Annotated in this window: 16 protein-coding genes; 11 read left to right on the forward strand and 5 right to left on the reverse strand. The window is 68.1% G+C overall.

The features are described from left to right. The first annotated feature begins 110 nt into the window (after positions 1–110). Together ACWDV4_RS02730 and ACWDV4_RS02735 are read left to right on the forward strand one after the other, a co-directional pair. Positions 111–1,310, forward strand: coding sequence for an acyl-CoA dehydrogenase family protein (locus tag ACWDV4_RS02730; protein WP_449974316.1), 1,200 nt, complete (start codon positions 111–113; stop codon positions 1,308–1,310). Between the two features lie 10 nt (positions 1,311–1,320). Continuing rightward, entirely contained in the window at positions 1,321–1,512 is a 192-nt protein-coding gene (locus ACWDV4_RS02735) for a hypothetical protein (RefSeq protein ID WP_449974317.1), read from the forward strand. A gap of 6 nt (positions 1,513–1,518) precedes the next feature. Here ACWDV4_RS02735 and ACWDV4_RS02740 read toward each other — a convergent pair whose 3' ends face one another. Then, the gene (locus tag ACWDV4_RS02740) at positions 1,519–1,926 is read right to left on the reverse strand and encodes a CoA-binding protein (protein ID WP_449974319.1); all 408 of its coding nucleotides are present in this window, start codon (positions 1,924–1,926) and stop codon (positions 1,519–1,521) included. A gap of 34 nt (positions 1,927–1,960) precedes the next feature. Continuing rightward, positions 1,961–3,064, reverse strand: coding sequence for an Rv2578c family radical SAM protein (locus ACWDV4_RS02745; protein ID WP_449974666.1), 1,104 nt, complete (start codon positions 3,062–3,064; stop codon positions 1,961–1,963). Between the two features lie 103 nt (positions 3,065–3,167). On the opposite strand from ACWDV4_RS02745, the gene ACWDV4_RS02750 reads away from it, so the two are divergent. Continuing rightward, complete coding sequence (locus ACWDV4_RS02750; protein WP_449974320.1) at positions 3,168–3,569, forward strand: thiol-disulfide oxidoreductase DCC family protein; 402 nt, start codon at positions 3,168–3,170, stop codon at positions 3,567–3,569. Here the strand turns inward: ACWDV4_RS02750 and ACWDV4_RS02755 are convergent. The 3 genes from ACWDV4_RS02755 to trxA all read right to left on the reverse strand — a co-directional run bounded on the left by ACWDV4_RS02755 (position 3,548) and on the right by trxA (position 5,307). Next, complete coding sequence (locus tag ACWDV4_RS02755) at positions 3,548–4,348, reverse strand: HTTM domain-containing protein (protein ID WP_449974322.1); 801 nt, start codon at positions 4,346–4,348, stop codon at positions 3,548–3,550. The genes ACWDV4_RS02750 and ACWDV4_RS02755 overlap by 22 nt on opposite strands. Positions 4,349–4,504: 156 nt before the next feature. After that, positions 4,505–4,819 (reverse strand): hypothetical protein, encoded by a 315-nt coding sequence (locus tag ACWDV4_RS02760; RefSeq protein ID WP_449974323.1) that lies wholly within the window; start codon positions 4,817–4,819, stop codon positions 4,505–4,507. A gap of 128 nt (positions 4,820–4,947) precedes the next feature. Beyond that, positions 4,948–5,307, reverse strand: a complete 360-nt coding sequence (gene trxA / locus ACWDV4_RS02765) for a thioredoxin (RefSeq protein WP_449974325.1) — start codon at positions 5,305–5,307, stop codon at positions 4,948–4,950. Between the two features lie 671 nt (positions 5,308–5,978). Here trxA and ACWDV4_RS02770 point away from each other — a divergent pair. The 8 genes from ACWDV4_RS02770 to ACWDV4_RS02805 all read left to right on the forward strand — a co-directional run bounded on the left by ACWDV4_RS02770 (position 5,979) and on the right by ACWDV4_RS02805 (position 12,087). Beyond that, entirely contained in the window at positions 5,979–6,494 is a 516-nt protein-coding gene (locus tag ACWDV4_RS02770) for a MaoC family dehydratase (protein ID WP_449974326.1), read from the forward strand. A gap of 95 nt (positions 6,495–6,589) precedes the next feature. Then, positions 6,590–7,150, forward strand: coding sequence for a hypothetical protein (locus ACWDV4_RS02775; protein WP_449974328.1), 561 nt, complete (start codon positions 6,590–6,592; stop codon positions 7,148–7,150). A gap of 47 nt (positions 7,151–7,197) precedes the next feature. Next, entirely contained in the window at positions 7,198–7,845 is a 648-nt protein-coding gene (locus ACWDV4_RS02780; protein ID WP_449974667.1) for a TrmH family RNA methyltransferase, read from the forward strand. Positions 7,846–8,016: 171 nt separating this feature from the next. Beyond that, complete coding sequence (locus tag ACWDV4_RS02785; RefSeq protein ID WP_449974329.1) at positions 8,017–8,760, forward strand: DUF6758 family protein; 744 nt, start codon at positions 8,017–8,019, stop codon at positions 8,758–8,760. 118 nt (positions 8,761–8,878) lie between these two features. Then, a complete protein-coding gene (locus ACWDV4_RS02790; protein ID WP_184535679.1) occupies positions 8,879–9,037 on the forward strand; it encodes a hypothetical protein in 159 nt (52 codons plus the stop codon). 6 nt (positions 9,038–9,043) lie between these two features. Then, entirely contained in the window at positions 9,044–9,925 is an 882-nt protein-coding gene (locus ACWDV4_RS02795) for a PH domain-containing protein (RefSeq protein WP_449974331.1), read from the forward strand. 63 nt (positions 9,926–9,988) lie between these two features. Continuing rightward, positions 9,989–10,777 carry a SigE family RNA polymerase sigma factor gene (locus tag ACWDV4_RS02800; protein WP_449974333.1) on the forward strand — a complete coding sequence of 263 codons (789 nt, stop codon included), beginning with the start codon at positions 9,989–9,991 and terminating at the stop codon, positions 10,775–10,777. Positions 10,778–10,821: 44 nt separating this feature from the next. Then, complete coding sequence (locus ACWDV4_RS02805; protein WP_449974334.1) at positions 10,822–12,087, forward strand: hypothetical protein; 1,266 nt, start codon at positions 10,822–10,824, stop codon at positions 12,085–12,087. Positions 12,088–12,127: the final 40 nt, after the last annotated feature.

A 12,127-nucleotide genomic window follows, 5' to 3' on the forward strand; every position in this document is an offset into this window, starting at 1 on the left:
ACGCCGTCTTGGCTGCGCACTACCCCACGGCGATACTTATCGAGCGTTCAGTTACTCGTCGGTACGTTGTCTGTGTACCTACCGACGCCCGTGAATCCTCGGAGGCTGACATGGCCCGACTCGCCCAGACCCCCGGCCTGACCGATGTGCAACGGTCGATCCTGGAGACCGTACGGGACTTCGCCGACCGGGAGATCATTCCGAACGCGCAGCGGCTGGAACGAGCCGACGAGTATCCCGCGGAGATCGTCGACGGTATGCGGGAGATGGGGCTCTTCGGGCTCACCATCGACGAGGAGTACGGCGGCCTCGGCGAGTCGCTGCTGACCTACGCCCTGGTCGTCGAGGAACTCTCCCGGGCCTGGATGTCGATCTCCGGGATCGTCAACACCCACTTCATCGTGGCGTACCTGATCTCCCGGCACGGCTCGGCAGAGCAGAAGCGCTCGCTGCTGCCCCGGATGGCCACCGGCGAGGTACGCGGCGCGTTCTCCATGTCCGAGCCGGGCTGCGGCTCCGACGTCTCCGCCATCCGGTCCAAGGCGGTACGCGACGGCGACAACTTCGTGCTCAACGGGCAGAAGATGTGGCTGACCAACGGGGCGTACTCGTCGGTGGTGGCCACGCTGGTGCGTACCGACGTCGGTGCCGACTCGGTCTACGGCAACATGACGACCTTCCTGGTGGAGAAGGAGCCCGGCTTCGGCGAGACCGCCCCCGGGCTGACCATCCCCGGCAAGATCGAAAAGATGGGCTACAAGGGCGTCGAGACCACCGAGATGATCCTCGACGGCGTGACCGTGCCGGCATCGGCCGTACTCGGTGGAGTCGAGGCCGGCCTCGGCCGGGGCTTCTACCAGATGATGGACGGCATCGAGGTGGGCCGGGTCAACGTGGCCGCCCGGGCCTGCGGCATCTCCATCCGCGCCTTCGAACTCGCCGTTGCGTACGCCCAGCAGCGGCAGACCTTCGGCGCCCAGTTGACCAGGCACCAGGCCATCGCCTTCAAGCTCGCCGAGATGGGTACGAAGATCGAGGCCGCCCACGCGCTGATGGTCAACGCGGCCCGGCTCAAGGACTCGGGTGCCCGTAACGACGTCGAGGCCGGCATGGCCAAACTCCTCGCCTCCGAGTACTGCGCCGAGGTGGTGCAGGAGTCGTTCCGCATCCACGGCGGCTACGGCTACTCGAAGGAGTACGAGATCGAGCGGCTGATGCGCGAGGCGCCGTTCCTGCTCATCGGCGAGGGCACCTCGGAGATCCAGAAGACGATCATCTCCCGGGGCCTGCTCAAGGAGTACAAGTTCTGACCGGGCGGTGGTGGGCGACGGGCCGGGTGACGTGGAACCGATCGACGAGAAAAGCTGCCGACTACGCAGCCACACCGACACCCTGGAATGGCTGGCGTTTCGGCTGGTCATGCTCGGCTGCGAATTCGAGGTGCACGAGCCACCGGAACTAGCCGACTACCTGCGGGCGATGGGTGCCCGGGCCATCCGGGCAGCAGGCTGACCTGGGTCAGTCGAGGTGGGACAGGTTGCCGGCGGCCCGCTCGATCACCAGACACCGGTCCTCGACATAGTCGATTCCGGCCTCCGTGGCGATACGCCGCGCCTCGGGCGAGACGATGCCCAGTTGCAGCCACACCGCCGGTGCGCCGATCGCAACCGCGTCCCGGACCACCGCCACGGCGTCCGCCGCCGGCCGGAACACGTCGACCAGGTCTACCGGGTGCGGGATGTCGGCCAGCGAGCGGTAGACCTGCTCGCCGAACAGCTCGTCGGCCTCCGGGTTGACCGGAATGATCCGCCAGCCGTACCGCTGCATCTGTTGCGGCACGGTGTAGGCCGCCTTCGCTGGGTTGCGGGACGCGCCGACGACGGCGATCACCCGAGCATCGGCCAGGATCTGCTGAGGAGTACGCACCCGGCGACTGTAGCGCCGTCGGCGGACTGGTGACCTACAGCAGGGTCAGCTGCTCGCCCCCGGCCACCGGGTCAGGTCGCCGAGTTGCCCGACGCGCTGGGGTGGCCCCGAGCGCCCGGGACTCCGCTGGCGAGGTCGGGATCTGGCGGGGAGACCCCGACTCGGGGCGGTTCAGCCCGTGCCGGCGGGCGGCGATCCGGACCCGAGCGACGATCTCCCGCTGGTAGGGCTGGGGCAGGTAGCTGCCCTGCCCGAAAAGTTCCCGGTAGCGGGGCAACAGGGCGGGAAACTCGCGGCCGAGCCAGGCTGCGTACCACTGGCGGGCACCGGGTCGCAGGTGCAGCGGCAGCGGGGTCACGCGGGTCGCCCCGGCGGCGGCGATCGCCGCGACGGTGGCCTCGATCGACTCGTCGGTGTCGGTGAGTCCAGGCAGGATCGGTGCCATCAGCACACCGACCTGGAGGCCGGCGTCGGTGAGCGCGCGTACCGCGTCCAGCCGGCGACGTGGGCTGGGTGTGCCCGGCTCGACCGAGCGCCACAACGCCTCGTCGAGGAAACCGACCGAGAACGAGGCACCAACCTGGGTCACCTCGGCGGCCGTACGCAGCAGCGGCAGGTCGCGCAGGATCAGGGTGCCCTTGGTCAGGATGGAGAACGGGTTGGCGAAGTCGGTCAGCGCAGAGATGATCTCGGGCATGAGCTGGTAACGACCTTCGGCCCGCTGATAGCAGTCGACGTTGGTGCCCATCGCGATGTGATCGCCCTGCCACTTCGGTGACCCCAACTCGCGACGGAGCAACTCGCCTGCGTTGACCTTGACGACCACCTGGCTGTCGAAGTCCCGTCCGACGTCGAGGTCCAGGTAGGTGTGCGTGTTACGCGCGAAGCAGTAGACACACGCATGGCTACAGCCTCGGTAGGGGTTGATCGTCCACTGGAACGGGACTCGTGAGGTGCCCGGCACCCGGTTGATGATCGACTTTGCGCGTATTTCGTAGAAGGTCATGCCGGCGAAGCCGGGGGTGTCGAAGGTGCGGGCCACCGCGCCGGGCAGCGCCAGCGGCAAGGGTGGAGCCGCTGGCGCTGCCTCTTCGGGGACTCCCTGGTCGTGGGGAGCCGACAGGTTGTCCCAGCGCATGACAGTCATTCGAACACATGTGCTAATCCGGGGGCAAGTCGCCGCACGATCGCATGGGCACCTCACTGATATGCCCGTTCGCCTGGCAGGGGAGGATGGGGGCATGGAGCGGCCCATATTCGTCTACGACGGCGACTGCGCGTTCTGCACCTCGTGCGCCAGGTTCGCCGAGCGCTGGGTGCCGACCCGGGCACGACTGGTGCCCTGGCAGTTCACCGACCTCGACGCGTTGGGGCTCACCGCCGATCAGTGCGAGGAGGCGGTCCAGTGGGTGGGTGTCGACGGCGTACGGGCGGCCGGGCCGGATGCCATCGCCCGTCTACTCGGCGACAGCAAGCCGTGGTGGCGCCTGCTGGGCGCGGTACTCCGGCTGCCACCCGTACGCGCTCTGGCCTGGCCGGCGTACCGCTGGGTGGCCCGCAACCGGCACCGGATGCCGGGCGGTACGGCGGCCTGCTCCCTGCCCCAGGCGGCGCGTGAGGGCTACGCCCCGGCCGACGGCTGAACCGCCACGGGGCCTGGCACCTCCGCTGGTGGTTCAGCCGGCGCTGGTTCCGGTACGTCCGGCGCTGGTTCGGCCGCGTCCGTTGGCGGTTGCCGGCGGGCGATTCGGCGCAGCCAGTGGATCGGGCGGACCCGTTCCAGTGACAGGAAGCTCGCCATCGCCACCAGGTGCGGCGCGAACGAGATGGTGATGGTGGAGATGGTCACCACGTGGAACGAGTAGAAGAAGGCCACGATCGCCCGGCGCCACCGTTCGGAAACCAGGAACACCACCGGGCTCAACAGCTCGAACGCGATGATGCCGAACTGGGCGACGATCAGTAGATAGGGCACCTGCGCGAGCAGGTCGGCGAACTCGGTGCCGCGCCGGATGATCGCCCGGGCGAGCACCGAGCCGGTCATCCACTCCAGACCGCCGAAGCGGAACTTGGCCCACGCGGCGAGGAAGTAGGTGCAGATCACGGAGATCTGAGTGATCCGCAGCGCCCAGCCACCAGCCTCGGTCCGGGTCGCGTCGCCGTGCCGGGCCCGCCCGGCGGTGGGTAGCACCGCGAGCGCGACCAGCAAGGCGAACCGGTCGTGGTCCACCTTGCCGTAGCTCATGGCGATGATCATCCACTCGAAGTAGAGCAGGAAGATCGGCCAGCCCAGGGCCCGTGGTGCCCGACCACTGGCGGCCACCAGGGAGAGCGCCAGCAGTGCCCAGAAGATGCCGTAGTAGTGGGGTCGGGGTCGGCAGCGGCAGCAACCGCCCGATGAACAGTGGCTGGTACAGATCACCCGAGATGCTGCCGTGGGTGCGTATCCAGGGCGTGAAGATCACCAGGTCGGCGGCGACGAAGAGATAGACCAGGGTACGGAAGGCAGCGATCCGACCCCGAGGGACCGGCGTGGTCAACCACCGTCTGGCTGCGGTCGACCAGCGTCCTGCCACGCTCACGATGCTTGCCACGACACCACCGTCTCGTCGGTGAACTTGCCGGTCGGCCGACCGTCCGTGATGCCGTACCAGCGGATCACGATGCGCACCTCGACCAGGGCCGGCGCCCCGGGGTGGCGTTCGGCGTACGCGTCGGCCACCTGCCGTAGCAGGGCCGGGTCGGCGGCGTACCGGGCCTGTTGGCCCTCGATCTCCGCCCGTCGGATGCCGGTGCTCTGCTGATCCAGGTGGATCAGCGCACCGCTGCTGTCGACCCCCTCGACGCGGGTGTCCGGCGCCGGGGCGTTCGGTGGGTTCGAAGTGGAGTACATCCGGAACGGGCCGAACGGGAAGTGGTCGTCCTGTCCCCAGAAGGTGCCGACGAGCAGGACAGCGGTCAGATGAACCGGCCGGACCCGATGGGTCCGGCCGGGGTGGTGCGGGCAGGAGTGGAGGGCGGTCAGCTCTGGCCGGCGAGCTGCCGGCGGACGTCGTCCATGTCCAGGGCCTGGACCTGCTCGATCAGGGACTCCAGGGCGGACTCGGGCAGGGCTCCCGGCTGGGCGAAGACGATGATGCCGTCCCGGACCGCCATGATCGTCGGAATGGACCGGACGTCGAACTTGGCGGCGAGTTCCTGCTGTGCTTCGGTGTCCACCTTGCCGAAGACGATGTCCTGATGTTTCTCCGAGGAGCGTTCGTAGATCGGGGCGAACCGAACACACGGGCCGCACCAGCTTGCCCAGAAGTCGACCAGCACGATGCCGTCCTGGCCGGTTACCTCGTCGAAGTTGGCCGTGGTCAGTTCAACGGAAGCCATTGATCTCTCTCCGATCACCGGAAGTGCCTACGCCTGGGAGAACCTCTGCGTCGGTCGTGGAATTCCCGGCGATCCAGCACCGAAACGCCCAGCCTGAGCCCTTCAGCGTCATCCGACAGCGCCGATGCGCGCCGGTGATCCTGGGTGCTCCGAGGTTGCGGGCGCTGTGTCGTCTGCTCACCGTTGGTGACGAGAGCGTTCCCATGGGGTGTTGGGCGGCCAACTGGTGGCTGCCGAGAATCGCGCGGGCGACTAGGGAGAATCGCTCTAGTGACAATCGGTTACGACGAGATCAGCTCTTACCTTAAGTAACGTTACAAAGGGGTAACGCTGATGAGTTTTTGCTTGGCGACCCCTTCCTGTGTGCGCTTCTGGTCGGGCAGAATCTCTGGATATCAGAGCGTGGGCGGCGGGTGCCGGGGAGGGCCCCGCCGTTCATTGCGTCCAGGCTCGTTTCGACCTGCCGGCTCGGCTTCGGCCGCCATTCCGCCCGAGCGGTCCGAACCTCTGTGACCTGCTGTGCTGCCGAGGTGGCCGGGGTGTCGAGTGCCCTTATCTATCCTGAGTCAAGCAATGTGACAAACCTGGGTTGTGCTCGCCCTTTGTATTGCCTTAACGGCCCATAAGGCATCCTGGGTGTACTCCATCGCCATCTGTCGAAGGGCACCAGGATGCAGTTTGGGCGTTACTACGAGGAGTTCGAGGTCGGTGCGGTCTACCGGCACTGGCCGGGCAAGACGGTCACCGAGTACGACGACCACCTTTTCTGCCTGCTGACCATGAATCACCATCCGCTGCACATGGACGCCCACTACGCGGAGACGTCGAGTCACTTCAAGCGCAACGTGGTGGTCGGCAACTACATCTACTCCCTGCTGCTCGGCATGTCCGTGCCGGACGTCAGCGGCAAGGCGATCGCCAACCTGGAGGTCGAGTCGCTGCGGCACGTGGCCCCCACCTTCCACGGGGACACGATCTACGGCGAGACCACCGTGTTGGACAAGCGGGAGTCCAGCTCGAAGCCGGACCGGGGGGTGGTGTCCGTGGAGACCCGGGGCTACAAGCAGGACGGCACCCTGGTCTGCGTCTTCCGTCGCCGGGTGATGGTCCCGACCCGCGCGTACGCCGCCGACGCGGTGCCGGACGGAGTCGACCCGGAACGCCCCAGCTTCCCCAACCCGAAGTAAGGAAGGGCCCCTTCCTATCGTTTTCTGTATAGGAAGGGGCCCTTCCTAACCCCTGGGCTGCCGCTGGGCACATATGCTGGCGGCCGGGAGGTCCGATGAGCCACTCCGCCTCCGGCGAGCCGCCCACCACCGGCCACCGCCTCGGTGCACTGGACACGGCGACATTTCCGGCCACCGAATGGCGGCTGCTCACCCGACTCCCCGGTCGGGTCATCGCCGCCGCGCTTTCGACCGAGATCGACCGTCCGGGGCGTACCGTGCGGGAGGGGCTGGCCGGCCTGGAGGGCATCGCCGCCGGCCGGGCCTTCGACAGCGAACTCGTACGGGCAGTGGTGGCCGAGATCTACGCCGAATCGGACGACGATCGGGGCGGTCCCCTGGGGAGGACTGCGGGACCACCGGGTGAGCCGAGTTACCCGGGTTCGGCCACCAGCATCAGCGAACTCTTCGAGGCCTGCCGGGCGGCGGTGCGGATCCTGGCCAGACGCGCCGATCCGGCCGACTCCGCGGCGTACCGGCAGTGGGTGCAGTCCGTCGCGGCCCGGGTCTGCCAGGCGACCGGCCTCGCCAGGCCAGCGTCGCCGACCACGGATCTGGTCGACCCGGCGGATCGGCGGTTCCTCGACGATCTGGGAACGGCCCTGGGCCTGGGCTGAGTCGTCCCAGTACCGGGCCGTACGCTCTGCAGACCGTGGAGGCGTCGATGGTCCGGGACAACCCTGAAGCTGGCGAAGAGGTCGGGGTCGGGCCGTGGCCGGGCGATCCGCCGACCGACCCGCGCTACGACCCGGAACTGCTCGCCAACGGAGATCGGCGCAACGTGGTCGACCGCTACCGGTACTGGCGCCGGGAGGCGGTCGTCGACGACCTTGATCAGCGGCGGCACACGTTCCACGTGGCGATCGAGAACTGGCAGCACGATTTCAACATCGGCACCGTCGTACGCAACGCCAACGCCTTTCTCGCCGCCGAGGTGCACGTCGTCGGTCGGCGTCGGTGGAATCGGCGGGGCGCGATGGTGACCGATCGCTACCAGCACGTACGGCACCACGAAACGATCGAGGCGTTCCTGGACTGGGCGCGTACCCATGACTTGCCGATCGTGGGGATCGACAACCTGCCCGGTTCCCGCCCGCTGGAGACGGTAACCCTGCCCAGGCGGTGCGTGCTGCTCTTCGGCCAGGAGGGGCCGGGCCTGTCCGAGCCGGCCCGCGCCGCCTGTGACCAGCTCTTCTCCATCGCCCAGTACGGCTCGACTCGATCGATCAACGCCGGGGTGGCCAGCGGCATCGCGATGCACGCCTGGATCCGGGCGCACGCAGGTCCACCCCCGACCGAAGACGGGAAATAGCCCCGGAAGCAGCCACTCGGCCTGTCAAGGGCGAAAAGGCTCTGAAGGGGAAATATGTCGGATATCCGGTCAATGGCTGGGAATCCGATGTTCAGGACAATCCCGTAAAGAGGTGACCGAAAAGGCCGGTTCGCTGGACAGTGCGGCGGTAGTCCGGGAAGTCTGGTTCTCGTGGGGATCACGGCGAGTTGCCCGCAGTGCGGTGGCCCGGTACGGGCACCGGACCTGATGCACACCGACTGGCGATGCGATGCCTGCGGCTCGGTGTCGCCGTTGTACGCGCCGGATCACATCAGCCCCGAGATTATGGCGACCGCCATCGCCCGTACGAGCACCACCACCTCCCGTACGAGCACCACCACCACTCGTACAGGTAGCGCCTCGCCCGCTGCCGCACAGCGGCCGGCCGTACCGCTCTGGTGCCCCTGGCCGCTGCCGCCGGGCTGGACGACGACCGGGGTGGCCTGGGTCGGCGACGACCGTACGGGCGTACGGGCGACCGCGGTGGCCTGTAGCGGCCCGGCCCCGCTGAGCGGTGGCCCGGCCGACTTCGTTTTCGTCGCCGAGGAGCCGGGTGTCGGCCTCGGCACCCGGTACGCCGGTATCCCCGGTCCCGACCCGGGAGTGCTCCTGACCGACGTGATGACCCGTCCCATGCCTGGTCGTGGCGAGCAGCCGCCGCACGCGAAGATCCGGGTCAGCGGCCATCCCACTCCACTTTGGGCAGTAAAATCTCCGACAGATCGAAGTGCGTACGCCGGCGAGGCTCGGGGAATGTGGCTCTATGCGATAGCCTGGCCTGCGAGCGCGGGTTACCTCCTCTTGGCGGAGGTCGTCCTACACGACCTGACCGAGTGGTTGCCGCCTGAGCTCGTGTACGGCGCGCCCTCTCCGTACCTCCACGGAAAGGTCTGACCCCCGGCCCGTGACGGCAGAGAGCGCGAAGCAGTTGATTCACCAAACGACATCTGACTGATACTCTGGGTACTGCTGCGGTACGGGACCCGGCGCCGCACGGAGAGGATGGCCCGCAATGGTCAAGAAGGTCCTCACCTGGGGCGGAATCGCCTTCCTAATTTTCTTCATCGCGTTCCGGCCCAACTCCGCCGCTGACGTGTTCAAGTCGCTGGGTGGCGGCATCGTGGACATCGCGCAGGGCTTCGGCGAGTTCGTCACCAACCTCGTCGCCTAGCGTCCCATGGGTAATCCGTCAGGCGAACCCCCCGAGCCCGACGACGAAGCCGAACGCCGGCGCCGGGAACGCGATACCGAACCCATCCCACGTACCCGTCCCGATTTGGGGCCGGACTTCGACGATGGACTCTCCTACACCGACGGTCCGTCCTATGCCGGTCCCTCCTATCCGGACGACGACATCTACGGGCGTGAAGAGCGCCGCTCCGGGACCCGGGCCTGGGTCCGAGACCCGGACGACGACATCCCTCCGCAGATCTCCGAGGACGAGCTGGCTGGCCTCCGGGTGGATGCCTCGGGCATGCCGACCGGTACCCGTCGAGTGCTCCCCTTGGAGGACGAACCGACCTCCCTGGTGGCCCGCTACCTCTTCCCGACTGAACGCTACCGGGGTGAGTGGAAGCGGCACTGGGTTCACCTGACCACCCCCCTGTTGGTCGGCATTGCCGCCACCTTCGTGCTGGGCTACCTGTCCGGGTTCCTGGCCGGTACGGACGCGAGCGCCCTGACCTCGATCTCGGTGATCATCTGGTTCGGTGTGATGGGCTGGGTGGCCTGGCGGGTGGCGGACTGGTACTACGACCGGTTCATCCTCACCAACAAACGCGTGATGGTGGTCAACGGCATCATCACCCGGCGCGTCGCGATGATGCCGTTGGCCCGGGTTACCGACATGAAGTACGAACAGTCTCCCCTGGGGCGGACCCTCAACTACGGCACGTTCGTGCTGGAATCAGCCGGTCAGGAACAGGCGTTGCGGGAGATCAAGCACCTCCCGAACCCCAACGAGCTCTACCTCCGGGTCGTCGAAGAGATGTACGAGCCGCAGGCGGTCGAGGCCCGGCTGGGCAAGGAAGCCGACGAGGCCAACGACGACGGGGCGTGAGAACTCTGTCCGAACATCGGATGAGGCTCGCCACCGTTCTGGCATAGACCTTGTATCTCCACCATGACAGCCTTCCAGGGACACGGAGGGCAGGGGGAGGCGACCGGGGTGGCGGCAAGGCACGCCATGGAGGAGGAGTTCCACGACTTCGTCGTGGCCCGATCCGCTGCCCTGTTGCGTACCGCCTATCTGCTCGCGGGTGACTGGGCGACCGCCGAGGACCTGCTCCAGACCGCCCTGACCAAGACCTACCTGGCCTGGAAGCGGCTCGGTGAGATCGAGGCGGTCGAGCCGTACGCCCGGCGAGTCCTGGTCAACACGGCGACCAGTTGGTGGCGGCGGCGATGGCACGGTGAACGCCCCACCGAGAGGTTGCCCGAGTCCGCCGGCCCGGACCGGATCGAGGAACAGCTCGAACGCGACGCCCTGTGGCGACACGTCCGGGCACTGCCGGTACGGCAACGTGCTGTTCTGGTACTGCGCTTCTACGAGGATCTGTCCGAGGCGCAGACCGCCGCCATGCTCAACATCTCGGTCGGCACCGTGAAGAGCCAGACCGCGCGGGCCCTCAAGACCCTCCGGCAGCGGATCGGGGACGGTTCAACCGACGGGATCATCTCGTCTGGCGGCATCCGCCAAGCGGCCAGCGCCGATTCGTCGCCGACCAGCCGTCCGGCGTTGTCATCGACTGGCCGGGCAGCCACTCCCACACCGGCCCCGCAGCCAGCGAGTGGGGAGCGCCCGCTGACCGCCGGCGGGCGACTGCCGTCGGCCCGTACCCCGATGCGGCCGCGACCGGCGAACCCGGCACCGGCACCTGCGCTGCCCGCCGCAGGACTGGAAACCCGGTGATCAGGCCGATGGAAGACAACTTGCGACCGGGGCTCGGGCGTTCAATGACTGTGAGCCCCGACGAGCTGGAGCAGGCACTGCGGGACAGCCTGTCCCGACAGGTTGCCACGCCGCCCGGCACCACCGACCTGGCCGGTGCAGCGATCCGCCGGGCGAACCGGACCCGTCGACGTCGGTCCTTCGCGGGTGCGGCGTTGGCAATACTGGCGACGGTGGCCGGCAGCGCGGGCATGGCCCAGGTCGGCGGCGGTGGCTCGGCCGATCGGTTGGAGCCGATCGTCGTACTGGGAGATCCGCCCACGGCGACCGAGTCGGCGGTTCCGACCCGATCCACCCCTTCGACACCGGGCCCCGACGGTCGGCGAGGGACGATATCCACCGAAGCGCCGCTGGTCGACATCGTGGTCGCCACGGATCTGAGCACCGCTGGCGGTGAGGCGCTCGACCTGTCCGCGATCGGTGAGGTCGTCCGGGCCCAGCGGGTGCCGGGCGGCTGGCTGGTGGTTGGTGCCGCCTCCGGGACCGCACGGACGCTCTGGTTCGTCACTCGGTCGGGACCACCCGAGGTGATCGTTGCCGACGTCGACGCGGTGGTGCTGTCCTCGGACGGGCAGCGAATCGCCTGGCGGAAGCAGGCCCAGCTCTACGCGGCGACCGTCGCCAACGGGCAAATGATCACCTGGGTCGGGATTTCGGCACCGGACGAGGCGACACCGGTCGGGTTCGTTGGTGTCGCGGTCCTGCTGCGGCGCGACGGCGACGCCGGTGTCGCCGGATACGACCTGTGGCGGCCGACCAGCTCGGAGCCGCACCAGGCGGCGTGGAAAACCAGGATGGTTGGCTATTACGGCGTACTGCAAGACGGCCATACCGTGGTCGGGCAGGTATCGGTGGCCGGGGCTACCGAGCCCTGTCTGGGGCTGCTCGACGCTGCCCGGGACCTGGCACTGGTCCGGACGACGTGTGCCCTGCCGCTGAACCCCGATGGCCGGGGCACGATGTCACCGGATGGGCGCTGGTTGCTGGTCAACCGGAAACCCACGTCAGGCACTCAGAGCACGGCACTGGCCGTCGACCTCCGTACTGCTTTCGAGCGGACGCCGACGGTTCGGCCCGCCGGTCCGCCAGTCGCGGACGCCACGGTCTGGAGCGACGCCCAGACCGTGGTCCACTTCGGGGAGCAGGGCGAACTGGTGCGGGTGGCGCTGGACTGGGCCGCCGCCGGTCTCGACGGTGCGGTGCAACGGTTCCCCGGCCCGAGCGTGCCCTCCGGGAGTCGCCCGATCCTGGTCACCGGCCCGGTCCACTGACTAAGCGGGCCACCGGCCCGGTGGCCGGTAGCCTCGGGTC

The organism is Micromonospora sp. NPDC003197 (genome assembly GCF_053590565.1).

What these genes read in the sequence shown, in the direction of transcription:
- ACWDV4_RS02730 (WP_449974316.1), top strand. Translation starts at nt 111, where the DNA reads ATGGCCCGACTCGCCCAGACCCCCGGCCTGACCGATGTGCAACGGTCG.
- ACWDV4_RS02745 (WP_449974666.1), bottom strand. Translation starts at nt 3,064, where the DNA reads ATGCGCTGGGACAACCTGTCGGCTCCCCACGACCAGGGAGTCCCCGAA.
- ACWDV4_RS02750 (WP_449974320.1), top strand. Translation starts at nt 3,168, where the DNA reads ATGGAGCGGCCCATATTCGTCTACGACGGCGACTGCGCGTTCTGCACC.
- ACWDV4_RS02760 (WP_449974323.1), bottom strand. Translation starts at nt 4,819, where the DNA reads ATGTACTCCACTTCGAACCCACCGAACGCCCCGGCGCCGGACACCCGC.
- trxA (WP_449974325.1), bottom strand. Translation starts at nt 5,307, where the DNA reads ATGGCTTCCGTTGAACTGACCACGGCCAACTTCGACGAGGTAACCGGC.
- ACWDV4_RS02770 (WP_449974326.1), top strand. Translation starts at nt 5,979, where the DNA reads ATGCAGTTTGGGCGTTACTACGAGGAGTTCGAGGTCGGTGCGGTCTAC.
- ACWDV4_RS02775 (WP_449974328.1), top strand. Translation starts at nt 6,590, where the DNA reads ATGAGCCACTCCGCCTCCGGCGAGCCGCCCACCACCGGCCACCGCCTC.
- ACWDV4_RS02780 (WP_449974667.1), top strand. Translation starts at nt 7,198, where the DNA reads ATGGTCCGGGACAACCCTGAAGCTGGCGAAGAGGTCGGGGTCGGGCCG.
- ACWDV4_RS02790 (WP_184535679.1), top strand. Translation starts at nt 8,879, where the DNA reads ATGGTCAAGAAGGTCCTCACCTGGGGCGGAATCGCCTTCCTAATTTTC.
- ACWDV4_RS02795 (WP_449974331.1), top strand. Translation starts at nt 9,044, where the DNA reads ATGGGTAATCCGTCAGGCGAACCCCCCGAGCCCGACGACGAAGCCGAA.
- ACWDV4_RS02800 (WP_449974333.1), top strand. Translation starts at nt 9,989, where the DNA reads ATGACAGCCTTCCAGGGACACGGAGGGCAGGGGGAGGCGACCGGGGTG.
- ACWDV4_RS02805 (WP_449974334.1), top strand. Translation starts at nt 10,822, where the DNA reads ATGACTGTGAGCCCCGACGAGCTGGAGCAGGCACTGCGGGACAGCCTG.